The organism is Oceanibacterium hippocampi (assembly GCF_900172325.1).
GTDB lineage: Bacteria > Pseudomonadota > Alphaproteobacteria > Sneathiellales > Sneathiellaceae > Oceanibacterium > Oceanibacterium hippocampi.
In genome coordinates, this window is sequence record NZ_FWFR01000001.1 from 1474570 (window position 1) to 1498309 (window position 23740).

Here is a 23740-nt window from a genome sequence, read left to right on the forward strand (position 1 = left end):
GGACGCAAAACGGATGATTAATGCCCTCCCCGTCATTATGGTGGCGACGCGAAACAAGGGGCAGGGGACCAGGCGAACATGACCGTCCTAATTACCGGCGTGGCCGGCTTCATCGGCTTTCACGTGGCCGAGGCTCTGATCGCCCGCGGCGAACGGGTCGTCGGCATCGATTCACTGAACGACTATTATCCCGTGAGCCTGAAGCAGGCGCGCCTTGAACGGCTGGGCCGGCACAACGCCTTCTCCTTTGCCCGCGTCGACATATCCGACCTGGAAGGGCTCAAGGCCGCGCTCGTGCCGTTCGGACCGATCCGCCGGATCGTCCATCTGGCGGCCCAGGCCGGGGTCCGCTACTCGATCGACAATCCCTTCGCCTATGCCCAGGCAAACCTCGTCGGCCACCTGGCGATCCTCGAGCATTGCCGCCACCAGGACGGCTTCGAGCATCTCGTCTATGCGAGTTCCAGCTCGGTCTACGGCGGCAACAAGAAGGTCCCGTTCGCGGTCGGCGATCCGGTCGATCACCCGGTCTCGCTCTATGCCGCGACCAAGAAGGCGGACGAGCTGATGAGCCACGCCTATTCCCATCTCTACCGCTTCCCGCAGACCGGGCTCCGCTTCTTCACCGTTTACGGGCCCTGGGGCCGGCCGGACATGGCCTACTGGCTGTTCACCGAGGCGATCCTCAAGGGCAAGCCGATCCGGATCTTCAATCACGGCGACATGAAGCGCGATTTCACCTATATCGACGACATCGTCGCCGGGATCGTCGCGGCGCTCGACAATCCGCCGACCGGCGGCGACGGCGCCCCGCAGCGGGTCTACAATATCGGCAACCACAGGGCCGAACCGCTGATGAAGTTCGTTTCGGTTCTGGAAGATGCGCTCGGCCGCAAGGCGGAGAAGCAGCTGGAACCGATGCAGCCGGGCGATGTTTACGAAACCTACGCGGATATCGGCGATATCGAGCGCGATCTCGGCTATCGCCCGACGACGACGATCGAGGAGGGATTGCCGAAATTCGTCCGCTGGTACCGCGACTATCACGGAGTCTGAACGATGGCGGACAACGCCGGAACGGGGGGCGTGGCCGGGTTCGACCCGGCCCGGATCGAGGAGATCATCAACCGCGGCATCCCCCATTGCGGCGAACTCGGCATTCATGTCGAGCGGATCGGCGACGGGACCTGCTGCCTGCGCCTCGATTACCAGGAGCGGCTGGTCGGTGACCCGGCCAGCGGCGTGCTGCATGGCGGCGTGATCACCACGCTCACCGATTCGGTGAGCGGCATGTCGGTTTACATGGCGCTGAAGAAATTCGTGCCGATCGCGACCCTCGATCTCCGCATCGACTACCTGCGTCCGTCGACGCCGCACGAGCCGCTGTTCGCCGAGGCCCATTGTTTCAAGACGACGCGGCAGATCGCCTTCGTCCGCGGCCTTGCCTACAACAACGACCGCGACGACCCGGTGGCGAGCTGCGCCGGCACCTTCATGATCAATTCCTCCGACACGCCGCCGCTTTCCGGCCGCTCGAAGCAGGGCAGGGAGGCCGGGCAATGAGCGAACGCTTCAGCGAACTGGAGCGGACCGTCGCCCGCGCCCGGGCAGACGGCGACTGGCGGCCGTTGTTCCGGGCGATCCCCTATCTGAGCTTCATGGGACTGGAGATGATCGAGGACGCGGCCGACGGCCGGCTCGTCTGCGTGCTTCCGGAAGATCCGAAATTCATCGGCAACCCGTTGCTGCCGGCGCTTCACGGCGGGGTCGTCGGCGCCCTGCTGGAAGCGGCCGCGGTGATCGAGCTGATGGCCGTGCAGGAAACCGCGCGGGTGCCGAAGATCATCAACCTGACGGTCGACTACCTGCGCTCGGCGAAGCCGGTGCGGACCTTCGCGCAGGGCTCGGTCACCAAGCCCGGCCGGCGCGTGGCCAGCGTTCATGTCGAGGCCTGGCAGGGCGACCGGGCGAAGCCGGTGGCGACCGCCAACGCGCATTTCCTGCTCGCCTGAGCGGCACGCGGCGGCGGCAACGAAGGCGCTGCCCCTTTTCCCGCCTCGGCGCAGGGCCTATATCGGGTGGGCACCCGACGAACGAGAGGTTACATGCGTAAAGAGGCGGCGCTCGGCGAGCTCCCCGAATGGGACCTCGCCGATCTCTATCCCGGCACCGAATCCGACGAGCTGAAGGGGGACATCGCCGCCATGAAGGCGGCGACCACGACCTTCCAGGACAGCTACAAGGACAGGGTCGCGACGCTCGACGGCGCGGCGCTGGCCGAGGCGGTCGCGGAGTACGAACGCATCCAGGAAGTGCTCGGCCGGATCGGTTCCTACTCCTACCTCGTCTATGCCGGAAACATGGCGGATCCGGTCGTCGGCCGCTTCTTCCAGTCGATGCAGGAAGTGCTGAACGAGATCTCGACCCGGCTGATCTTCTTCAGCCTCGAGATCAACCGCATCGAGGATGACGCGCTGGGCGCGAAATACGCCGAGAGCGCCGCGCTCCGCCATTACGAGCCGTGGCTTCGCGACGTCCGCCTGTTCCGCGATCACGACCTGTCGGACGAGATCGAACGGATCCTGCATGCCAAGTCGGTCTCGGGGCGGAATGCCTGGGTCCGGCTGTTCGACGAGACCCTTGCCAGCCTCGTCTTCGAGGTCGACGGCGAGCGGCTCGGGCTGGAGGAGACCCTGCATCTGCTCTCCGACAGCGACGGGGCGGCGCGCAAGAAGGCGGCCAAGGCGCTCGGCACGGTGTTCGCCGCCAACAACCGGCTGTTCGCGCTGATCACCAACACGCTCGCCCGGGACAAGCAGACCGAGGACGAGTGGCGCCACTACCCGGCTCCGGAAAGCGCCCGCCATCTCGCCAACCAGGTCGAGCCGGAAGTGGTCGACGCCCTCACCAAGGCGGTGACCGACGCCTATCCGAAGCTCTCGCACCGCTATTACACGTGGAAGGCGAAGCAGTTCGGGGTCGAGCAGATAGACTACTGGGACCGCAACGCGCCGCTGCCCGGCGGGGAGGACAAGCTGATCGGCTGGCCGGAGGCGCGCGACATCGTGCTCGACGCCTACGGCCGTTTCTCACCCGATCTTGCGGCCATCGGCAAGCGCTTCTTCGACAATGCCTGGATCGACGCGCCGGCCCGCAAGGGCAAGGCGCCCGGCGCCTTCGCCCATCCGACGGTGCCGGCGGCCCACCCCTACCTGCTGCTTAACTACCAGGGCCGGACGCGCGACGTGATGACGCTGGCGCACGAACTCGGCCACGGCGTGCACCAGGTGCTGGCCGGGCCGCAGGGCGCGCTGATGTCGTCAACGCCGCTGACGCTCGCCGAGACCGCGAGCGTGTTCGGCGAGCAGCTCACCTTCCGCGCCCTGCTCGAGCGCGAGACCGACCCGGCCCGGCGCCGGCTGATGCTGGCCGGCAAGGTCGAGGACATGCTGAACACGGTGGTCCGGCAGATCGCCTTCTACCGCTTCGAGCAGCGTGTCCACGGCGAGCGGCGCGAGGGCGAACTGCTGCCCGACCGCATCGGCGATATCTGGATGGAGGTGCAGACCGAGAGCCTCGGTCCGGGCATCCGCTTCCACGAGGAGTACCGGAACTTCTGGTGCTACGTGCCGCACTTCATCCATTCGCCGTTCTACGTCTATGCCTATGCTTTCGGTGATTGCCTGGTGAACGCGCTCTACGCCGTCTACCAGCAGAGCGAGAGCGGCTTCCAGGAGAAGTATTTCGAGATGCTGAAGGCCGGCGGCACCCGCCGCCACAAGGAGCTGCTGGCGCCGTTCGGCCTCGACGCCTCCGATCCGGCCTTCTGGTCGCTCGGCCTCGACGTGATCGAAAGCTTCATCGACGAACTGACGGCGGCCTGAGCCGCGATGGCCGGCGAGCGGGACAATCTGGGCGGCCGGATCCGTCGCTACGGGCAGGTATCGACGGCGGTCGGCGGCCTTGCCGCCCGGCTCGCGGGCGAGCGGCTGTTCGGCGTCAAGATCAACCGCCAGGAGCATGCCTCGGAGCTTCGCCGGGCGCTCGGCGGCCTGAAGGGGCCGCTGATGAAGGTCGCCCAGATCATGGCGACGATCCCCGAGGCAATGCCCCAGGAATATGTCCAGGAACTGGTGCAGCTGCAGTCGAACGCGCCGGCGATGGGGCCGGCCTTCGTGCGCCGCCGCATGCAGAGCGAGCTCGGCCCCGACTGGCGCGACCGCTTCAAGGCGTTCGAGATCGAGGCCGCGGCAGCCGCCTCGCTCGGCCAGGTGCATCGCGCGGTCGGCCTCGACGGCAGCGACCTCGCGGTCAAGCTGCAATATCCCGACATGCAGTCGGCTGTCGAGGCCGACCTGCAGCAGCTCAGGCTGATCTTCGCGATCTACCATCGCTACGACCGCACCATCGATACCCGCCATATCCATGCCGAGATCGCCGCCCGGCTCCGCGAGGAGCTCGACTATGCGCTCGAGGCCCGGCACACGACGCTCTACGGGACGATCCTGAAGGACGAAAGCGGCGTCCATGTCCCCGACATCGTGCCGGAGCTGTCGACCGGCCGGCTGCTGACCATGAGCTGGATGGAGGGGCGCAAGCTGCTGGAATTCCGCGACGCCCCGCAGGAGGCGCGCGACGCCATCGCCGGCAACCTGTTCCGCGCCTGGTACGTGCCGTTCTACTATTACGGGATCATTCACGGCGACCCGCACCTCGGCAACTACTCGGTGCGCGAGGATCACGGCATCAATCTGCTCGATTTCGGCTGCATCCGGACCTTCCAGCCGAAATTCGTCCAGGGCGTGATCGATCTCTACCGCTCGCTGGAAACCGGCGACCGGGACCTCGCCGTGCATGCCTACGAGACCTGGGGCTTCACCGGCCTCTCGGCCGAGGTCATCGACACCCTCAACCTGTGGGCGGAGTTCGTTTACGCACCGCTGCTGGAGGATCGTCCCCGGCGCATCCAGGAATTCGAGGCCGGCGGCGTCTACGGGCGCGAGATCGCCGAGAAGGTGCATGCCGAACTACGCAAGTCCGGCGGTGTCACGCCGCCGCGCGAGTTCGTCTTCATGGACCGGGCGGCGATCGGCCTCGGCGGCGTGTTCCTGCATCTCAAGGCCGAGATCAACTGGCACCGGCTGTTTCACGAGCTGATCAGCGATTTCTCAAGCGAGGCCCTGGCCGAGCGTCAGCAGCGCCTGTTCGACGACGTCGGCGTGCCGGTGCCGGAGCGGACCTGAGACCGGGTCAGCGCCGCGTGCGGGTCAGCCGCACGAAGCCGAGCGCGGCGCCGAGCGAGAGCAGGGCGATCACCGCGCCGGCATAGAAGACCGCCTGGGCGGCGCGCGCCGCGACCACCGGCTCGAGCTGTTCCTCGAGCCCGGCGAGGCTCGCGATCATCCCCGAAACCGCCGCGCCGAGCGCCCAGCCGGCATTCTCCAGCGTCGGAATGGCCCCGGCCGTGAGATCCCGTTCGGCGGCCGGTGTCGCGTCGAGCAGGCGCTGGCTGAGAAAGGCCCAGGAGATCCCGAATCCGGTGCCGGCGACGATGAGCGCCAGGGCCGGCAGGACGACCGAACTGCCGACGATGGTCGGCGCGAGAATGAACATCCCGACCGCGATCAGAGCCGGTCCGGCGATCAGCAGCGGATCCGCGCGCTCGCTCCTGAGGCTGGCGACGAGAAAGGCCGCTCCCGACCAGGCGAGCGAGAGCAGGACCACCACGTAGCCTGCCTCGAGCGGGGTGAGGCCCTGGAACTCCTGCATGAACAGGGGCACGTAGACGGTGATCCCGCCGGTCGCCAACGCCATGAGGAGCGCCGCCCAGAAACCGAGACCGACCGCGCCGGAAAGCCCGAAGGCGGCAAGCGGGAACAGCCGGGAGTTCTGCCGCCGGTCGACGATGACCGAGCCGGCAAGGGCAGCGACGGCGATGGCGAGCCAACCGGCGGTGAGCAGCGCGTCGCCGGCCCGGCCGGCCATGGAGATCGCCATCACGCCGCCGGCGATTGCCGTGAGCCTGCCGAGCGGGGGAATCCGGCGCCCGCCCGCCCGCGGCGTCGAGGCCGGCCCGGCGAGGACGAGAAGAACGAAGATCAGCCCGAGCGGCAGGTTGGCGAGAAAGGCGATCCGCCAGCTCGCATGCTCGGCCAGCAGCCCGGCGCCGGCGGGACCGATCAGGGCCGCGGCCGCATAGACGATCGACAGCAGGCCGAAGGCGCGCGGCATGGCGCGGCTCGGATAGACCTCGCCCACCAGCGCGTAACAGAGCGCGAGCACCGCCCCCTCGCCGATCCCCTGCAGCGCCCGGCCGATGAGCAGCACCGGCATCGAGGGCGCCAGCGCCGCGATCAGCGAGCCCGCGATCAGCAGCAGGGTCGAGACGAGAAAGACCCGGCGCCCGCCGAACGCGCCCTTCAGCCAGCCGCCCGACGCGCCAGTCACGATCGAGGCCACGAGAAAGACCGACGAGGCCCAGCTGATCAGCGCCAGGCCGCCGATGTCGCGGACCGCGGAGGGCATGATTGTCGCCACCATGAAGGCGTTGAGCGCATGCAGCCCGACGCCGAGGCCGAGCGTCCAGGTGGGAACGGCGTACGCGCCCCGGAACAGCGTCAGCCAGCCGATCGGCGCCTCGTCGTCCGCGTTGGTCATTGCTGGCTCGGGCATTGGATAAGGCCTGTCCCCGGGAACGGTCGATTGTCGACCGGGTGCTGCATGCCCTGAAAGGGGCGTGAGCGCAAGACGCCGGAACGTGCCCGATGGATCGGCAGGGGTTCTTGCGCGACACCGGCAAAAGAAAATCCGGCGCCGTTGCCGGCGCCGGATCGTTCGTCAGGCCGCGAAGGCGGTCGTCGTTCAGACGGCGTGGCCGTCCCGTGCCGCGAGGCGCCCGCGCCGAAGTTGCCAGCCGAGGCCGAGCACAGCGGCGGCGAAGAGCAGCAGCGCCGCCGGTTCGGGGATGTCGGTCGAACCGCCGTTGTCCGGCGTGTCGACGCGCAGCGTGGCGCTCAGGATGCCCTGCGCGAAGGGGAAGGGATAGGGTGCCGCGAAGTTCGAATAGGTGAAGGAGAGGGCGCCGACCGTCAGCGAGACGAGAATGTTGTTGTCGGTGCCGAGGAAGGTGAGACCCGCCAGGTTGCCGTTCTGGAAGAAGATCTGCGACCCGGTGTTGCTGGCGTCCGCGAGGTCGAAATTGTGGCCGTCGATGTCGAACGAGAGCGCCAGCAGCTTCCCGTTCAGCACGGAGAAGAACTCGTTGCCGATGCCGAGGACCGAGCCGTCGATGGTGAGGGAACCCGTGCCGCCGGCAACGTTGCCGATCGGATTGGTGTTGGTCAGCGTCAGGTCGTAGGTGGTGGGCACGGCCGATGCCGTGCCGCAGAAGGTCACCAGGGCCAACGAAAGCGCCGCAAGCGTACGAAGAAACATGGAGCAATTCCTGTCTTGAGCCGATGCCGGCCGTCCGGTTATTCCCAACCCCGGCCTCGCGCAATCAGGTTCGCAGGAAGCGTGCCAAGCGCCTGATGCGGGATTTCCGCCATTCCGCCGGCCGGGCCCCGGGCGGTTCCGGCAGGATTGTCAGAAAAGATGACGATTCACCTAACGAGGCGCCGGCGCGGGGCCGGCGCCGCTCAGCCCATCGCCTCGGCGAACAGCGTCTCGTAATCCTCCGCCTTTGCCGGGCGCGGGTTGGTCTGGTTGGTGTGATCCTGCTCGGCCAGCACCGCCATCGCCGGGATCACCTGGCGCGGCACGCCCATTTCGGCGAGATTGGCCGGCAGGCCGAGTCGGGCATTGAGCGCCGCGATCGCGTCAGCCAGGTCGACGCCGGGCGCCAGCCCCATGACCGCATGCAGATGTTCGTACTTCCGCCCGACATGGCCGGCGTTGAAGCGCAGCACCGCCGGCATGACGACGGCGTTGAGCGTGCCGTGATGCAGTTTCAGGTCGGGCAGGCCGCCGAGCGGGTGGCTCATCGCGTGCACCGCGCCGAGACCCTTCTGGAAGGCCATCGCGCCTTCCATCGAGGCCATCATCATGTTCCAGCGCGCCTCCCGGTCGTGGCCGTCGGCAACGGCCCGCTCGATATGGGCGATGGCCCGGCCGAGCCCGTCGCAGGCGATCGCCTCGGCCGGCGGATTGACCAGCGGGGAGAGATAGGTCTCGATGCAGTGGGCAACGGCGTCCATGCCGGTCGCCGCGGTGATCGGGGCCGGCAGGTCGAGCGTCAGCTCGGGATCGCAGAGCGCCACCTTGGGCAGCAAGTGCGGGCTGAGCAGGCCGAGCTTGCGGCCGTCGTCGAAGACGATGACGGCGCCGCGGCCGACCTCGCTCCCGGTCCCGGCGGTGGTCGGGATCGCGATCAGCGGGGCGACGGCGGCGGTGATCCGCGGCATGCCGCCCTCGACCGCCGCGTAGGAGCGGAGCGGCCCGTCATGGGTCGCGATGATGGCGACCGCCTTGGCGAGGTCCATCGACGAGCCGCCGCCGATCGCCACCAGCCCGTCGCAGCGGGCCTCGCGGTATAGCGCGGTGGCCTGCTTGACGGCCGCCTCGGTCGGGTTGGCCGGGGTGTCCTGGTAGACCGTCGCCTCGATCCCGGCGCCCATCGCCTGCAACGCCCGCTCGGCCAGGCCGGCGGCGACGACGCCGCGGTCGGTGACCAGCAGGGGCTTGCGGATGCCGAGCGTCGCGAGCTCGGTGCGGAGCTCGGCGAGGACGCCGAAGTCGAACAGGATTCGGGTCAGATAGGATATGACGGCCACGGTATATTTCCTTCTCTCGCTGTCCGGCGTCTGTCAATCTAGCCGAGGGCGGATCGCGCGCCCAGCGCCGCGGTTGCCGCCCGCCGCGGAGCCGGCCAAGCGTCTTGTTATGCATTGACGCTCTGGTATAGTTCGCGACCGCTGAGGCGGCAATTCTGGGCTGCGACTACTCGACAGGAAGAACATGAGCGATACGGGAAAAATGGATATCTCCGCGCAGAAGGCGATGTGGCGGGATTTCACGCGATTCACGGTCTGGAGCACTGGCTTCGTCATCGTGCTGTTGGTTCTGATGGCGCTCTTCCTGCTCTAGGCGGCGCTTTAGACGACCATTTCGATGCGCCTCCGGGGGGCCGGGGGCATCCATAAGCGGTGCGCCGCACAGGCGGTGCGACAGGCCGACAGGGGGGTAGCCGATGAAACTGGCCGTTCCGCGCGAACGACGACCGGACGAGAGCCGCGTCGCGATTTCGCCAGACATGGTCAAGAAGCTCACGGGGCTGGGCTTCGACGTGATCATCGAGGCCGGCGCCGGTACCGGCGCCAACATGACCGATGCTGCCTATGAAGCCGCGGGCGCGACGATCGTCGCCGACGAGGCGGCCGCGCTCGGCGATGCCGACGTGGTCTTCAAGGTCCAGCGCCCGCTGAGCGGCGATGACGACGGCCCGGACGAGATCGCGATGATGAAGAAGGGCGCGGTGCTGATCGGCTCGCTTGCCCCGCTGCAGAATCGCGAACAGGTCAAGGCCTATGCCGCCGCCGGGATCGACACCTTCGCGATGGAAATGGTGCCGCGCATCACCCGCGCGCAGTCGATGGACGTCCTCTCCTCGCAGGCCAACCTCGCCGGCTACAAGGCGGTGCTCGACGCCTGCGCCCATTACGGCCGCGCCATGCCGATGATGATGACCGCCGCCGGCACGATCGCGCCGGCCCGGGTCTTCGTCATGGGCGCCGGCGTCGCCGGTCTGCAGGCGATCGCCACCGCCCGCCGGCTCGGCGCCATCGTCTCGGCGACCGACGTGCGGCCCGAGGTGGCCGAACAGATCCAGTCGCTCGGCGCCAAGTATATCGGCGTCGAATCCGAGGAAAGCGGCGCCGGCGCGGGCGGCTATGCCAAGGAGATGAGCGACGATTACAAGCAGCGCCAGGCGGCGCTGATCGCCGAGACCATCAAGAAGCAGGACATCGTCATCACGACGGCGGCGATTCCGGGCCGGGCGGCGCCGAGGCTGGTGTCGGAGGAGATGCTGGCGTCGATGAAGCCGGGTTCGGTGATCGTCGATCTCGCGGTCGAGACCGGCGGCAACTGCGCGCTGTCGAAGCCGGGCGAGGTGGTGCGGACCGACAACGGGGTCCTGATCGTCGGCTACCGCAATGTTCCGGGCCGGCTCGCCGAGGATGCCTCGGCGCTCTATGCCCGCAATCTCGTGAATTTCATCACGCCGCTGGTCGATAGCGAGACGAAGGCGCTCAAGATCGACTGGGAGGACGAGATCGTCAAGGGTGCCGGCATCACCCGCGACGGCGCGGTCGTTCATCCGATGCTGCAGGAAGAGGGCAAATGACCATGGTCGTCGATCCCTTCATTTTCCGTCTCGCCATCTTCATCCTGGCGATCTTCGTCGGCTATTACGTGGTCTGGAGCGTGACGCCCGCGCTGCATACGCCGCTGATGTCGGTGACCAACGCGATCTCCTCGGTGATCATCGTCGGTGCACTGATCGCGGCCGGCCCCGAAGGCGCCGACCTGGCGAAGATCTTCGGCTTCGTCGCGATCACGCTGGCGGCGATCAACATCTTCGGCGGCTTCGTTGTCACCCAGCGAATGCTGTCGATGTACAAGAAGAAAAAGAAATGACGGGGGGCCTGACGTGTCCGCAAATCTGACGGCCTTCGCCTATCTGGTCTCGGCGGTCCTGTTCATCCTGGCGCTGCGCGGCCTGTCCTCGCCGGAGACCTCCCGGCGCGGCAACATCATGGGGATGATCGGCATGCTGATCGCGGTGGTCGTCACCGTGATCCGCCCCGACGTCGTGTCCTACGAATGGATCATCGCCGGCCTGGTCATCGGCGGCGGCATCGGCACCGCGACGGCGCTCCGCATCCAGATGACGGCGATGCCGCAGCTGGTTGCCGCCTTCCACAGCCTGGTCGGCCTTGCCGCGGTGCTGGTCGCTGCGGCCGCCTACTACAACCCGGAGGCCTACGGCATCGTCGATGCCGGCGGCGACCTGCTGGTCGCCAGCCGGATCGAGATGGGCATCGGTGTCGTCATCGGCGCGATCACCTTCACCGGCTCGATCGTCGCCTTCACCAAGCTGCAGGGCCTGGTGTCCGGCAACCCGGTGACCTTTCCGGGCCAGCACCTGGTCAACCTGGCGATCGGCGTTGCCATCGTCGCGCTGATCGTCTGGTTCTGCTTCGATCTCGACCCGCGCATCTTCTGGGCGATGACCGTGCTCTCGCTGGTCATCGGCGTGCTCATCATCATCCCGATCGGCGGCGCCGACATGCCGGTCGTGGTCTCGATGCTGAACTCCTATTCCGGCTGGGCGGCGGCCGGCATCGGCTTCACGCTGGAGAATACCGCGCTGATCATCACCGGCGCGCTGGTCGGCTCGTCGGGCGCGATCCTCTCCTACATCATGTGCAAGGCGATGAACCGGTCGTTCTTCTCGGTCATCCTCGGCGGCTTCGGCGGCGAGGATACCTCGGCCGCCCGGGGCGCCCGTTCGGATCGTCCGGTCAAGGCGGGCTCGGCCGAGGACGCCGCCTTCATCATGAAGAATGCCGGCAAGGTCATTATTGTCCCCGGCTACGGCATGGCGGTCGCCCAGGCCCAGCATACCCTGCGCGAGATGTGCGACGAATTGAAGGCGCAGGGCGTCGAGATCCGGCACGCCATCCATCCGGTCGCCGGCCGGATGCCGGGCCACATGAACGTGCTGCTGGCCGAGGCCAACGTGCCCTATGACGAGGTCTTCGAACTCGAGGAGATCAACTCCGAGTTCCAGACCGCCGACGTCGCCTTCGTCATCGGTGCCAACGACGTGACCAACCCGGCGGCGCGCGACGATCCGCAAAGCCCGATCTTCGGCATGCCGATCCTCGATGTCGACAAGGCCAAGACGGTGCTGTTCGTGAAGCGCTCGCTGTCGCCGGGCTATGCCGGCATCGATAACGAGCTGTTCTACAAGGACAACACGATGATGCTCTTCGGCGACGCCAAGAAGATGGTCGAGGATATCGTCAAGGCACTCTGAGGGCGACCGGGCCGCAACGGCCCGGCGCACCGGAAACGACGGGAACGGCGGCGCTTCGGCGCCGCCGTTTTTTTTGTCGCGCGGCCAACGACGGCGAAAGACGGGAAGCGGCGCATGCCGAGCCCTCTTCACGGCACACGCGCATCTATTCGAAAAGTCGAATAAATAAACAATTTGTTAATTAATGGTTGAGAACGGCGCGCTGTGGATGCAGAATCGCGTCTCCGGGATTTGATCTGTTGAGCTTGTTCCTGTCGGGTGGGCCGGTTTCCGGTCCCTCCGCAGCGGTTGGGGAACCGTCGCCCGGGTCGGGCGGCGCGCGTGCACTGACGGGACGACTCCGAATGGAAGGAATTTGACATGACGATTCGTCATCTGGTCCGTCTCGGCATTGCAAGCAGTCTGCTCAGCATTGCCTACGGATTCTCGGCCCACGCGGCCATTGTGACCCCGGCCGACACGTCGCCGACAGCGGTCGATCCGTTCGTCTGGGGCGATGCCAACGTTCGCCCGGGTGGATCGGTCGCGATCACCAACAGCCAGCCGCGCAGCGGCAACGGCTCGCTCGAGTTCGCCACCTCGGGGAGCGGCGCCAAGGCCGATTTCGAGATCTTCTGGAATGACCCGACGCGCACGCTCGGCAACCTGAGCGCGGCATCCTTCGACTGGTACCGCGATTCGTCGAGCACCGCGCCCCAGCACCTGACGCCGACCTTCCGGCTCTATTTCCAGACCGCGTCGGGCGAAACCGGACTGCTGATCTGGGAGGACGTCTACAACGGTGGCAGCACCGCCGTTCCAGCGCCGACCGACACCTGGGTTTCGGAAGACATCACCGACGACAACTTCTGGATGCGGGCCTTCGGTCCCGGCCGGACGATCGAGCAGTTCGGCGTGACGCTGGCCGACTGGGAAGGCGGCGCGACCTTCCCGAACCCGTCCGGCCAGTCGCCGGTTCTCGGCGCCGATACGCTGATCACCGGCATGAATGTCGGCGTCGGTTCCGGATGGGCAGGCGATTTCCTGGGTTACGTCGACAATGTCTCGCTGACCTTCGGCCAGGACGACACCATCCTGGCGAATTTCGAGACCGCCGCGGTGCCTGAGCCGGCCAGCCTGGCGCTGTTCGTCGTCGGCCTGCTCGGCCTCGGCGCGACGGCCCGCCGCCGCAGGGCCTGATCCCTCCGACATACTGGCCGAAATCCGGCCACGGACGGCGGCGCCTCGCGCCGCCGTTTGCATGTTTGCCGCAACTGTCTTCTACCATGGGCCGCTTGCGCGATAATGCGCCCCCGGGCGACGACATGATGAGGCGGCAGCGTGTTGACGAATGCCCTCAGCGGTGCAGGCGGATTGGCGCTGTTCCTGCTCGCCATGGCCATGATGACCGACGGTCTGAAGGTCTTCGGCGGGCGGAACCTGAAGGCGCTCCTGAAGAACTGGACCGGTACCACGATCCGCGGTGTGCTTTCCGGCGCGCTGGTCACGGCGACGGTTCAATCGTCGAGCGCTGTCACGGTGGCCACCATCGGTTTCGTCAATGCCGGCGTGCTGTCGCTTCGCCAGGCCCTGACCGTGATCTTCGGCGCCAACGTGGGGACGACGATTACCGGCTGGCTCGTTGCGGTCGTGGGTTTCGGCTTTCGAATTGAGGCATTTGCGCTGCCCATCATCGCCATCGGCGTCGGGCTGCGTTTGCTCATGCCGACTGCCCGGCAACGGGGGCTTGGTGATGCCATCACCGGTTTCGGCCTGTTCTTCCTCGGCCTCGCCTTCCTGAAGGAGGGGTTCGCCGGTGTCGCCGCGAACTTCGGGATCGATGCGTTCGGGAGTCCCGGTGGGCCGCTCGGGACACTGGCCTATGTGGCGGTCGGCTTCGTCGCGACCGTATTGACGCAATCGTCGAGCGCGGCCATCGCACTGATCCTGACAGCGGTCTCGGAAGGGGTAATCGGGCCCGAGATCGGTGCGGCGGCGATCATTGGCGCCAATGTCGGAACGACCTCGACTGCGGTGATCGCCGTGATCGCCGCGACGCCGAACGCCAAGCGTGTTGCCGCCGGCCATCTCGCTTTCAATCTGGCCACCGGAATAATCGCGCTCGCACTGTTACCGGGATTGCTCGCGGTGATCACATGGATCGGCGGGTTCGCCGGCATGACGGGCCATCCGGTGCCGCTGCTTGCCCTCTTCCACACGGTTTTCAATTTTCTGGGCGTCGTCCTGTTGTCGCCTTTCGCCGGCCGGATGTCCCGCCTCCTGGACCGTTTCTTCCGTTCCGCGGAAGAGGATATGAGCCGGCCGCAGCATCTCGACCAGACGGTGCTGGCGGCGCCCGAACTTGCGATCGGCGCCCTGCACCAGGAACTCGGCCGGCTGCAGTCGATTGTCCGGGCACTGGCGCGGGCTTCGCTCGGACGGAGCGGACCGAAGCCGGCGGCTGTCGCCCGACGCTCCGAGGCGATCACTTCGCTCGGCGAGGCGATTACCGAGTTCGCGGCCTCAATCCGGACAGAAAACCTGTCTCGCGCCGTCGCCGAGGAACTGCCGCGCGCGCTTCGCGTTGCCCGCTACTTGGAGGAAGCGGCGCGGCTGGCGCCGCTCGTCGAGGATCTGGCGCGCCAGACCGAATCGCTGGACTATCTGCCGGCGCGTCTGCCGGTCCGGAACGCACTGGACGCCGCGCTCCGGGTGATCGGGCGTCCGGACGAAGACCCCGCCGACGGATCGGCCGATGTTGCTGTCAGGGAAGAGGCGACCGAGGCGGCGCGAGATGTCGACAAGGATCTTGCCGATTTCGAGACTCGCTACCAGGAGGCCAAGGCGGCGGCGCTGGCCGCGGTCGCGGGGCATGGGCTCGGCATCAGCAAGGTCGGCGTCCTGCTCGACGGCCTCAGCCACCTGCGCCGGCTGGTCGAACAGATCGCCAAGGCCGGTGCCTCGTTCCGGCTTGGACTTGGCGACGGGTCGCCCGCCGATGTCGGGGGCAATGGTAACGGGAATGGTGAAACGGAGGCCGACCCGCCGAGGACTGTGCCCGACGAGCGGGGGGCGTCGGCCGGAACGCCGCCGACCGCAGGACGAACCGGTGGGGAGGGCTGACGGTCGAGCAGAACCCGATCAGCACCCAAACGACGAAAGCCGCGTCGGGTGACCGGCGCGGCAACATCGTACCTGTTCGGAAAGGACCCGCCGGCAAGCGGGACGGGAGGGGTGCGGCTTATGCCGCTCCCTCGCGCTGCAGACGCTTGCGCGCCAGCTTGCGTGCCCGGCGGACAGCCTCGGCCCGCTCGCGAGCCCGCTTTTCCGACGGCTTCTCGTAATAGTTCCGGAGCTTCATCTCACGGAAGATACCCTCGCGCTGCATCTTCTTCTTGAGTGCACGCAAGGCCTGATCGACGTTGTTGTCGCGAACTTGAACCAGCAAAGCTTTCAAATCTCCTTTCCGGTCGCATACGGCAAAAAGCCCCACGCGGAGCCGCGGTCATATCACAGCGACCGGCCCCCGTGAAGGTCTTTGAATTGAACTTTCGCACTTATCCTAGTGCTTTTTGCCGGCCTTTACCACCGTTTCTACCGTCGCCATAGTAAGGCCATGGCCATATTGAAGATTGCCCGCATGGGGCACCCTGTCCTGGCGCGGCCGGCACCGCCCGTCGCCGACCCCGGCGACCCGGAAATCGCCCGGCTTATCGTCGACATGATCGAGACGCTGGAGGATGCCGGCGGGGTCGGGCTTGCCGCCACCCAGGTTCATGTCCCGACACGGCTGGTGATGTTCTTCGTGCCGGCTGCCCGCGCCGCCGCCGAGGACGGCGCGGCCGAAGGCGAGGGCGGCGTGCCGTTCACGGTGCTCATCAACCCGGAGATCGAGCCGCTTGGCGAGACCATGGTCGCGGGATGGGAGGGCTGTCTCTCGGTTCCGGGACTGCGCGGCCTGGTGCCGCGCCACGACCATATCCGCTATCGCGGGCTTGCCCCGGACGGCAGCCTGATCGAGCGCGAGGCGCGCGGCTTCCATGCCCGGGTCGTGCAGCATGAATGCGACCATCTTGACGGCGTGCTCTATCCGCAGCGCATGACGGATCTGTCGAGGCTGGTCTTCGAGAGCGAATTCAGGCATCAGACGGCAGCCGCCCCGGACGGGGACGGCGCGGACGACGAGGAGGTGGCTTAGGCGATGGCCCATCATCTGGAGGAGGAGCGCCGGCGGATTCTCGCAGCGGCGCTGCCGAACGTGGCCTTCGACGGCTGGACGGCGAAGACCCTGACGGCGGCGGTCGAGGCGGCCGGATTCGAGCCGGCGATGGCGGTCCGGGCCTTTCCCGGCGGCGTCCGCGAGATGATCGGCTTCTTCATCGCCGAGGCCGACCGGGAAATGGTCGAGGCGCTGGAGGCACGCGACCTGCCGTCGATGAAGATCCGCGACCGCATCCGCACCGCCGTGCAGGTTCGGCTCGAGCAGAACGCGCCCTGGCGCGAGGCGATCCGGCGGGCGCTGGCGCACGAGATGGCGCCGCAGAACGCCCCGGCGGCGCTTCGGCGGCTGCACCGCACGGTCGATGCCATGTGGTACGCGGCCGGGGACCGTGCTGCCGACTTCAATTACTACACCAAGCGGATGCTGCTCGCCGGGGTCTATTCCTCGACCCTGCTCTACTGGCTGAACGACCGCTCGGAAGGATCCGCCGCGACCTGGCGGTTCCTCGACCGGCGCATCGACGACGTGATGAAGATCCAGACCGTGAAAGGACGGCTCGGCGGCCGGCTCGACAGGATTGGCGGGCTGGTCCGGCGGCCGCGACGGCCGGGCGCGGTGATCGGCGCCTGGGCGCGGCGGGGCGACGCATGAGCCGGCCGCTGGATGGGCGCACGATCCTCGTCACCAATGTCACTCATTTCGTTGGCCCGCCGTCCGTTCCGGCCTTCCTCGCCGCCGGGGCGAGGCTGGTCTGTCACGACGAGGGCTTTGCCGACGCCGAGCGGGCGGCGGCGTTCGGCGCCGCCCATCCGGACGCCATCGTCGCGCCGGAACCGCTGGCCGAGGATTGCGTCGCCTGGGCGGAAGCCGAGGTCGGCCCGCTCGACGTCGTCGTCAGCAACGACCATTTCCCGGCCCACCGGATTCTCGTCGACGCGGCCGGTCGGGACGATTTCCGGGCCGCGCTCGAGGCCCTTGCCGTTACCCCCTTCGCGGTTGCCGGAGCGGCGGCCAAGGCGATGAAGCCGCGCCGGGCGGGCAAGATCATCCTTGTCACCTCGGCGGCGCCATTGCAGGGCCTGGCCAATTACTCGATTTACGCGGCCGCGCGCGAGGCCGCCAACGGGCTGGTGAAATCGCTCGCCCGCGAACTCGGCAAGGCGAATATCCAGGTCAACGCGCTGGCGCCCAATTTCGTCGAGAGTCCGAGCTATTTCCCCGAGGCGCTGCTCGCCGACGAGGCGGCGATGGCGAAGATTACCCGGCAGATCCCGCTCGGCCGGCTCGGCAAGCCGGAAGAGGCGGCGGCCTATCTGGTCTTCCTCGCCTCCGGCCAGTCGGATTTCATCACCGGACAGGTGCTCGCCTTCGCCGGCGGCTGGGCCTGATCGGGCGGGCGCTCAGCGGCGGCCGCAGGCTGCCGGATCGGGCGTCTCGCCGAGCGGGAAAAGCCAGGTGACATGGCCCATCTTGCGGCCGGGGCGGGCCTCGCCCTTGCCATAGATATGCAGCGCCGCCTTCGGATCGGCGAGGATCGCCGCCCAGTCGTCCGCCTCGTCGCCGAGCAGGTTCCGCATCACCGCGTTCGCATGGCGGTCGGGCGAGCCGAGCGGCAGGCCGGCGACGGCGCGGATCGCCTGCCGGAACTGGCTGGTGACGCAGCCCTCGATCGTCCAGTGCCCGGAATTGTGCGGCCGGGGCGCCAGTTCGTTGACCAGCAGGCGGCCGTCGCCGGTGACGAACATCTCGACCGCGAGCAGGCCGACCAGGTCGAGCGCGGTGACGATCCGGCCGGCCATCGCCACGGCCTCCGCCGCGGTCGCCTCGTCGAGCGGGGCCGGCGCGATCGTGACGTCGAGGATATGATCGCGGTGCCGGTTCTCGACCGCGACGAAGCAGGCGACCTCGCCGCCGAGCCCCCGGGCCGCGACCACGGAAACCTCCATGCGGAAATCGACGAAGCCCTCGAGGATCGCGGGCGCGCCCGCGATCGCCTCCCAGGCGGCGGCCGCATCGCCCGGGGTCCTGATCGCGGCCTGGCCCTTGCCGTCGTAGCCGAGCCGGCGGGTCTTCAGGATCGCCGGGGTGCCGATGGCCGCGATGGCGGTGTCGAGCGCGGCCGCGTCGTCGACCTGGCGGTAGGGTGCGGTGCCGAGGCCGAGGCCGGTCAGGAAATCCTTCTCCGCCAGCCGGTCCTGGGTGACCGCCAGTACCGACGGGCCGGGGCGCACAGGCGTTGCCCGGCCGAGGCGGGCGAGGGCCGCGACCGGGATATTCTCGAACTCCAGGGTGACCGCATCGACCGCGGCCGCGAACCGGTCGAGCGCGGCCTCGTCGTCATAACCGGCGCGCGTCGTCTCGTTCGCTACCTGGGCGGCCGGCGGATCGGCCTCGGGCGCGAAGATGTGGGTGCGGTAGCCCATTTCGGCGGCGGCAATCGCCATCATGCGGCCGAGCTGGCCGCCCCCCAGGATGCCGATCGTCGAACCCGGCGGCAGCGCGGTCATGCCCGGCTGTCTTCGGGAGCTTCATCGACCGGGGCGTCGGCGACGGCCGCCGTCTGGCGCGCCCGCCAGGCGTCGAGCGCGGCGGCGACGGTCGCATCGGTGCGGGCGACCATGGCGGCGGCGAACAAGGCCGCGTTGACCGCTCCGGCGCGGCCGATGGCGAATGTGGCGACCGGTATTCCGGCCGGCATCTGGACGATCGAGAGCAGCGAATCCATGCCCTTGAGCGCCTTGCTCTCGACCGGCACGCCGAGGACCGGGACAGGCGTCATCGCGGCCGCCATGCCGGGCAGGTGGGCGGCGCCGCCGGCGCCGGCGATGATTGCCGTGAGGCCGCGTTCGACGGCGCTGCCGGCATAGTCGTAGAGCCGGTCCGGCGTGCGGTGGGCGGAGACGATCCGCGTTTCGTGGGCGATGCCGAGCTCGTCCAGTATCCCGGCGGCGTGCCGCATCGTCTGCCAGTCGGACTGGCTGCCCATGATAATGCCGACCAGCGCCGCCATACCTTTCGCTCTCCCTGTCGTCGCGGACCCCTCCGGGTCCGGGAAAGCGGTGAAGTATACGGAGCCGGTTCCGTCAGGCAATGGCCACGCGGGCATATTAACCTTTCGTTGACCCAGAACCGGCTTAATGGCATCACTGACGGCGGCGAGTTCGGCTAGAACCGATCGGATCGACGGGAACCAGTGGTAGCAGATGGCATGCTCGAATGAAGATCGGTGATCGCAATCGCGCTTCGGGCGCGACGGCGGTAAGTGGACCCCGGCCGACCGGCTATTCCAGTGAAGGGCGGGCCGCCGGGGCAGCGGCGCCCTCGCGCGATATCAACGACGTCACCACGATCCTGGGAATCCCGGAGAACGAGCTGACGCCGAAAGTCCGCGATGCGATCATGACGCTGATGCGCGAGGTCGACACGCTGCGCAGCGAACTCGACCGAAGCAACAAGCGTCTCGGCGAGATGGAGAAACTGGCCGATCTCGACTCGCTGGCGGCGATCTACAATCGCCGGGCCTTCGTGCGCGAACTGACCCGTCTGATCGCCTTCGCCGACCGCTATGGCGAGGCCGGGACCGCCAGCCTGGTCTATTTCGACGTGAACAATTTCAAGGCTATCAACGACACCTATGGCCACGCGGTCGGTGACGAGGTGTTGAAATCGGTCGCGGGGACCATCGTCGACAACGTCCGCCGCTCGGATGTCGTCGGCCGGCTCGGCGGCGACGAATTCGGTGTCATCCTGGTCCAGGCCGAGGGCGCGCGGGCACAGGAGAAAGCCACCTTCCTGGTCGATTCGGTGCGCCAGAACAAATACCTGCACGACGGCACGGAAATCGAAATCGAACTGTCCTTCGGCGTCTATACCTTCCGCCCGGGGGACGAGCCCGCGGCGGCGCTGGCGGCGGCGGACGAGGCGATGTACGCGCACAAGGCATCCGCCCGGAAAGCCAGCTAAGCGGCCGCCACCGGGGCCACCCGTTCGATCTGTCGCAGTCCCCCGCGAGCCGCCCCGGCGGGACGGCTCCATCGCCGTTCAGGCGATGATGTCGGGCAGGAGACTGCTTTCCAGCTTGGCGATCTGATCCTTCAGGACGAGCTTGCGTTTCTTCAGACGCTGAATCTGCAGCCTGTCGAAACTCGTCCCGGTTGCCATCGCGTCGATGGCGGCGTCCAGATCCCCATGCTCCATCCGCAGCTTCATCAGCGCGGACTGCAATTCCTCCGGGTCGGATATGTCTGTCATGGATTCCGTCGAGATATGCGTTGTTGCCTCCCACGTTCCAGAAGGGTCCAGATCGCACGGCAGGTCGCATCCGGCGACCGGAACCGGATCCTATCCACAGTTCGCTGCGGATGTCCAATTCAACCCCGATAGACTACCATCCATGTCGGCCCAAGCCTAGGCGAAGATTGCCTTTTGCGACTTCGGCGACCGGCTGGCGGGGGGCATGGAACGGGCGGCACAGATCCGCTTTTGACAGGAACCGGGAGAAGCGGGACGGGCGTGCGATGTCGCCGACGAGTTTTCCACCCAATGAGTTCTGGGATTTTTCCTCGCGGCTCTATGCCCGCGACGGGGTCGCCGAGGCCTCGCTCGCGCTGCAGGATCGCCATGGCATCGACGTCAATCTGCTGCTCTTCTGCTGCTGGGTCGCGGCGAGTGGGCGCGGCACCTTCGAGGACGGCGAACTCGAATCGGCGATCGACAGGGTGGCGGCCTGGCGGGACAACGTGATCCTCCCGCTGCGGGACCTGCGCCGCTACCTCAAGGGCGGCGCCGCGCCGGCGCCCTACCAGCTTGCCGACGAACTGCGGCGGGTGATCGCCGACATCGAGCTGCATGGGGAGCATGTCGAGCAGCTCATCCTGAGTGCCGGCATGACGCGACTCGGAACAGGCAGTTTCGAGGCGCATCGCCAGGCCCGCGACGCTGCGGTCAACCTGTCGCGCTATTTCGCCATTCTCGCGATCGGGCTGGACGAGGAGACCGACCGGGCGGCACTCCGCATCCTCGTCAGCGCCGCCTTCCCGAGCGTCGAGGACTGGCTGGTCGCCGACTGGATCTAGGCGCGGCCTTCCGGCCGGCCCTGCCAGCGTCGCGCCAGGTCGTTGTCGATCTCCAGCAGGTCGAGCAGGCGTCCGACGCTGTGATCGACCATCGCCTCGAGGCTGTCCGGGCGGGCATAGAAGGCCGGCATCGGGGGCGCGATGATGGCGCCGATCTCCGACAATTGCGTGAGCATTCTCAGGTGCCCGGTGTGAAGCGGCGTCTCGCGCGGCATCACGATCAGCCGGCGGCGCTCCTTGAGCGTCACGTCGGCGGCGCGGGTCAGCAGGGTGGTCGTCATGCCGGTGGCGATCTCGGCGGCGCTGCGGATCGAGCAGGGCGCGATGACCATGCCGCGGGTCCGGAAGGAGCCGGAAGCGATCGCCGCGCCGATGTCGCCGACCGGATGGACATGATCGGCGAGCGCCTTGATCTCGGCCGGCTTCCGGTCGGTTTCGTAGGCGATCGTCAGCTCGGCCGCCTTGGAGACCACGAGGTGGCTCTCGATTCGCAATTCGCGGCAGGCTTCGAGCAGGCGGATGCCGTAGACCGAGCCCGACGCGCCGCTTATTCCGATCACGAGGGGACCCGCGTTCGCCATCCCGAATATCCTTTCCGCTTCGTCCGGCAGTTCCCGGCGGGATGGTCCGCCCGTCGGTTGAAATCACAGGATGGCAGAGTCTTGAAGGCTGACAAGTCCTGACCCACCTGTTCTAGTAGGGATGTGTCGCAAGGCACAACCATGGCTCTGTACGGAGGACGTTTGCCAATGTCGCTCGTTGACCATCTCAGGCAGCTGAACGAAAAGCACCGCAGCCTCGACGAACGGATCGAACAGGAAGTCCACCGCCCCAGTCCCGACAACATCAAGCTCACGGATCTCAAGCGAAAGAAGCTCAAGCTCAAGGAACGGATCGCCGAGCTCGAGCACGAGATACACTAGCCGGACCGGCGCGCCGACGGGCCGCCACGGCGGTCCGTCCGCGTCAGATCGTCTTGCCCGGGTTGAGAATGCCGTTGGGGTCGAGGGTTGCCTTCAACGACCGCATCATGGCCATCTCGACATCGGACTTGTAGCGCAGGATTTCCTCGCGCTTCATGCGCCCGAGTCCGTGCTCGGCGCTGATGCTGCCGCCGAGGTCGTGCGCGATGCCGTGCACGAGGTCGTTGACCTCTTGCCAGCGGGCAAGGAAGGCCGCCTTGTCGGCGCCCGCCGGCTGTAGCGGGTTGTAGTGCACGTTGCCGTCGCCGACATGGCCGAAGGCGACGCTGCGGACCCCCGGGATGAGCGCCGCGACCGCCGCGTCGGCGCGCTCGATGAACTCGGCCATCTTCGAGACCGGCACCGAGATGTCGTGCTTGATGCTGCCGCCTTCCGGCTTCTGGGCGCCGGAAATCTCCTCCCGGATATGCCACAGCGCCTTCGACTGGCGCTCGCTCGCGGCGATCGTCGCGTCGACCACGAGGCCCTTCTCCATCGCCTCGGCCAGCAGGTCCTCGGCCATCGTGCCCATGTCGCTCTCGCGCGCCGCGGAAAGCTCCAGCAGCACGTACCAGGGATGGCGGCCCTGCAGCGGGTCGGTGACACCCGGGACGTTCTTCCGCACCATGTCGAGGGCGATCCGCGGCATGAGTTCGAAGGCCGTCAGCCGGTCGCCGGCGATGCCCCGGGCGAGCGAGAAGAGGTCGAGCGCCGGCCGCACGCCGGGCACCGCGACGAAGGCGGTGCGCTGCGCCTTCGGCTTCGGATAGAGCTTCAGGACCGCCCTGGTGATCACCCCGAGCGTGCCCTCGGCGCCGACGAAGAGCTGTTTCAGGTCGTAGCCGGTATTGTCCTTGCGGAGGCCCCGGAGGCCGTTCCAGACGCGGCCGTCGGCGAGCACGACTTCCAGCCCGAGCACCAGGTCGCGTGCGTTGCCGTAGCGGAGCACGGCGACGCCGCCCGCGTTGGTCGACAGGTTGCCGCCGATCTGGCAACTGCCTTCCGAGCCGATACGCAGAGGAAACAGCCGGTCGGCATCGTCGGCGGCCTGCTGGATGTTGGCGAGCACGGTGCCCGCCTCGACCAGCATCGTGTCGTTCAGCGGATCGATCTCCAGCACCCGGTTCATGCGCGAGAGCGAGAGCACCACCTCGTCGTTGCCGTCGAAGGGGATCGAGCCGCCGACCAGCGAGGTGTTGCCGCCCTGGGGGACGACCGGGGTGCGCGTCTCGTTGCAGAGCGCGAGGATGCGCGAGACTTCCTCGGTGCTGCCGGGGCGCAGGACGAGCGGCGTCCGGCCGCGATAGAGATCGCGCCATTCGACGACATGGGGCTCGACATCCGCCGGTTCGGTGAGCGCCCCGCCAGGTCCGACGATATCGCTCAGGCGCTGGATGAGCGCTGCGTTGACTTCTGCCATGCCGTTCGACATAGCCCAGCCTTCCGGGCCCTGCAAGCATCG

At 67.5% G+C, this 23740-nt stretch carries 26 protein-coding genes; 17 read left to right on the plus strand and 9 right to left on the minus strand.

The features are described 5' to 3' along the window. The first annotated feature begins 78 nt into the window (after positions 1–78). The 5 genes from OCH7691_RS06980 (at position 79) to OCH7691_RS07000 (ending at position 5243) form a co-directional block, all read left to right on the plus strand. A complete protein-coding gene (locus OCH7691_RS06980) occupies positions 79–1056 on the plus strand; it encodes an NAD-dependent epimerase/dehydratase family protein (RefSeq protein WP_085882624.1) in 978 nt (325 codons plus the stop codon). A gap of 3 nt (positions 1057–1059) precedes the next feature. After that, a complete protein-coding gene (locus OCH7691_RS06985; RefSeq protein WP_085882625.1) occupies positions 1060–1563 on the plus strand; it encodes a PaaI family thioesterase in 504 nt (167 codons plus the stop codon). Next, positions 1560–2012 (plus strand): PaaI family thioesterase, encoded by a 453-nt coding sequence (locus tag OCH7691_RS06990; protein ID WP_085882626.1) that lies wholly within the window; start codon positions 1560–1562, stop codon positions 2010–2012. The genes OCH7691_RS06985 and OCH7691_RS06990 overlap by 4 nt, the downstream gene beginning before the upstream one ends. A 93-nt stretch (positions 2013–2105) precedes the next feature. Then, positions 2106–3884 (plus strand): M3 family oligoendopeptidase, encoded by a 1779-nt coding sequence (locus OCH7691_RS06995; RefSeq protein WP_085882627.1) that lies wholly within the window; start codon positions 2106–2108, stop codon positions 3882–3884. A gap of 6 nt (positions 3885–3890) precedes the next feature. Further along, positions 3891–5243: an ABC1 kinase family protein gene (locus tag OCH7691_RS07000; RefSeq protein ID WP_085882628.1), complete on the plus strand. Its 1353-nt coding sequence runs from the start codon at positions 3891–3893 to the stop codon at positions 5241–5243. Between the two features lie 7 nt (positions 5244–5250). On the opposite strand, the gene OCH7691_RS07005 is transcribed toward OCH7691_RS07000, so the two are convergent. From OCH7691_RS07005 to gbd, 3 genes are all read right to left on the minus strand, one after another. Beyond that, the gene (locus OCH7691_RS07005; RefSeq protein ID WP_176244952.1) at positions 5251–6657 is read right to left on the minus strand and encodes an MFS transporter; all 1407 of its coding nucleotides are present in this window, start codon (positions 6655–6657) and stop codon (positions 5251–5253) included. A gap of 204 nt (positions 6658–6861) precedes the next feature. Next, positions 6862–7434: a PEP-CTERM sorting domain-containing protein gene (locus tag OCH7691_RS07010; protein ID WP_085882630.1), complete on the minus strand. Its 573-nt coding sequence runs from the start codon at positions 7432–7434 to the stop codon at positions 6862–6864. A 203-nt stretch (positions 7435–7637) separates the two neighbouring features. Next, positions 7638–8771 carry a 4-hydroxybutyrate dehydrogenase gene (gene gbd / locus OCH7691_RS07015; RefSeq protein WP_085882631.1) on the minus strand — a complete coding sequence of 378 codons (1134 nt, stop codon included), beginning with the start codon at positions 8769–8771 and terminating at the stop codon, positions 7638–7640. Between the two features lie 184 nt (positions 8772–8955). On the opposite strand from gbd, the gene OCH7691_RS07020 reads away from it, so the two are divergent. The 6 genes from OCH7691_RS07020 (at position 8956) to OCH7691_RS07045 (ending at position 15142) form a co-directional block, all read left to right on the plus strand. Then, entirely contained in the window at positions 8956–9084 is a 129-nt protein-coding gene (locus OCH7691_RS07020; RefSeq protein ID WP_085882632.1) for an aa3-type cytochrome c oxidase subunit IV, read from the plus strand. 103 nt (positions 9085–9187) lie between these two features. After that, positions 9188–10342: a Re/Si-specific NAD(P)(+) transhydrogenase subunit alpha gene (locus OCH7691_RS07025; protein ID WP_085882633.1), complete on the plus strand. Its 1155-nt coding sequence runs from the start codon at positions 9188–9190 to the stop codon at positions 10340–10342. Further along, complete coding sequence (locus OCH7691_RS23635) at positions 10258–10635, plus strand: NAD(P) transhydrogenase subunit alpha part 2 (protein ID WP_370853109.1); 378 nt, start codon at positions 10258–10260, stop codon at positions 10633–10635. Before OCH7691_RS07025 ends, OCH7691_RS23635 begins: the two co-directional genes overlap by 85 nt. Positions 10636–10648: 13 nt before the next feature. After that, on the plus strand, positions 10649–12040 hold the full coding sequence (locus OCH7691_RS07035) for an NAD(P)(+) transhydrogenase (Re/Si-specific) subunit beta (RefSeq protein ID WP_085882635.1): 1392 nt from the start codon (positions 10649–10651) through the stop codon (positions 12038–12040). A gap of 360 nt (positions 12041–12400) precedes the next feature. Next, on the plus strand, positions 12401–13219 hold the full coding sequence (locus OCH7691_RS07040) for a PEP-CTERM sorting domain-containing protein (RefSeq protein ID WP_085882636.1): 819 nt from the start codon (positions 12401–12403) through the stop codon (positions 13217–13219). Positions 13220–13360: 141 nt separating this feature from the next. After that, a complete protein-coding gene (locus tag OCH7691_RS07045) occupies positions 13361–15142 on the plus strand; it encodes a Na/Pi cotransporter family protein (protein ID WP_139839566.1) in 1782 nt (593 codons plus the stop codon). A gap of 118 nt (positions 15143–15260) precedes the next feature. Here OCH7691_RS07045 and rpsU read toward each other — a convergent pair whose 3' ends face one another. After that, complete coding sequence (rpsU, locus tag OCH7691_RS07050; protein ID WP_085882638.1) at positions 15261–15467, minus strand: 30S ribosomal protein S21; 207 nt, start codon at positions 15465–15467, stop codon at positions 15261–15263. A 168-nt stretch (positions 15468–15635) separates the two neighbouring features. On the opposite strand from rpsU, the gene def reads away from it, so the two are divergent. From def to OCH7691_RS07065, 3 genes are read left to right on the plus strand one after another with little or no spacing between them, the layout of a single operon-like run. Continuing rightward, positions 15636–16217: a peptide deformylase gene (gene def / locus OCH7691_RS07055; RefSeq protein WP_085882639.1), complete on the plus strand. Its 582-nt coding sequence runs from the start codon at positions 15636–15638 to the stop codon at positions 16215–16217. A gap of 3 nt (positions 16218–16220) precedes the next feature. Beyond that, positions 16221–16892 (plus strand): COQ9 family protein, encoded by a 672-nt coding sequence (locus OCH7691_RS07060; RefSeq protein WP_085882640.1) that lies wholly within the window; start codon positions 16221–16223, stop codon positions 16890–16892. Further along, positions 16889–17629 (plus strand): SDR family oxidoreductase, encoded by a 741-nt coding sequence (locus OCH7691_RS07065; RefSeq protein WP_085882641.1) that lies wholly within the window; start codon positions 16889–16891, stop codon positions 17627–17629. Before OCH7691_RS07060 ends, OCH7691_RS07065 begins: the two co-directional genes overlap by 4 nt. Before the next feature lie 12 nt (positions 17630–17641). Here OCH7691_RS07065 and OCH7691_RS07070 read toward each other — a convergent pair whose 3' ends face one another. Further along, positions 17642–18748 (minus strand): 5-(carboxyamino)imidazole ribonucleotide synthase, encoded by a 1107-nt coding sequence (locus tag OCH7691_RS07070; RefSeq protein WP_085882642.1) that lies wholly within the window; start codon positions 18746–18748, stop codon positions 17642–17644. Continuing rightward, positions 18745–19251 (minus strand): 5-(carboxyamino)imidazole ribonucleotide mutase, encoded by a 507-nt coding sequence (purE, locus tag OCH7691_RS07075; RefSeq protein ID WP_085882643.1) that lies wholly within the window; start codon positions 19249–19251, stop codon positions 18745–18747. Before purE ends, OCH7691_RS07070 begins: the two co-directional genes overlap by 4 nt. Before the next feature lie 206 nt (positions 19252–19457). On the opposite strand from purE, the gene OCH7691_RS07080 reads away from it, so the two are divergent. After that, positions 19458–20204: a GGDEF domain-containing protein gene (locus OCH7691_RS07080; RefSeq protein ID WP_085882644.1), complete on the plus strand. Its 747-nt coding sequence runs from the start codon at positions 19458–19460 to the stop codon at positions 20202–20204. Between the two features lie 78 nt (positions 20205–20282). Here OCH7691_RS07080 and OCH7691_RS07085 read toward each other — a convergent pair whose 3' ends face one another. Further along, positions 20283–20492, minus strand: a complete 210-nt coding sequence (locus OCH7691_RS07085) for a YdcH family protein (protein WP_085882645.1) — start codon at positions 20490–20492, stop codon at positions 20283–20285. A gap of 266 nt (positions 20493–20758) precedes the next feature. Between OCH7691_RS07085 and OCH7691_RS07090 the strand changes: the two genes are divergently transcribed. Beyond that, a complete protein-coding gene (locus tag OCH7691_RS07090; RefSeq protein ID WP_176244953.1) occupies positions 20759–21316 on the plus strand; it encodes a TIGR02444 family protein in 558 nt (185 codons plus the stop codon). Here the strand turns inward: OCH7691_RS07090 and OCH7691_RS07095 are convergent. Further along, the gene (locus OCH7691_RS07095; RefSeq protein WP_085882647.1) at positions 21313–21897 is read right to left on the minus strand and encodes a UbiX family flavin prenyltransferase; all 585 of its coding nucleotides are present in this window, start codon (positions 21895–21897) and stop codon (positions 21313–21315) included. The two genes, OCH7691_RS07090 and OCH7691_RS07095, sit on opposite strands and share 4 nt — an antisense overlap. Positions 21898–22065: 168 nt before the next feature. Between OCH7691_RS07095 and OCH7691_RS07100 the strand changes: the two genes are divergently transcribed. Continuing rightward, a complete protein-coding gene (locus tag OCH7691_RS07100) occupies positions 22066–22239 on the plus strand; it encodes a DUF465 domain-containing protein (protein WP_085882648.1) in 174 nt (57 codons plus the stop codon). Positions 22240–22282: 43 nt separating this feature from the next. Here the strand turns inward: OCH7691_RS07100 and OCH7691_RS07105 are convergent, their stop codons facing one another. Next, on the minus strand, positions 22283–23710 hold the full coding sequence (locus OCH7691_RS07105; protein ID WP_217807839.1) for an FAD-binding oxidoreductase: 1428 nt from the start codon (positions 23708–23710) through the stop codon (positions 22283–22285). Positions 23711–23740: the final 30 nt, after the last annotated feature.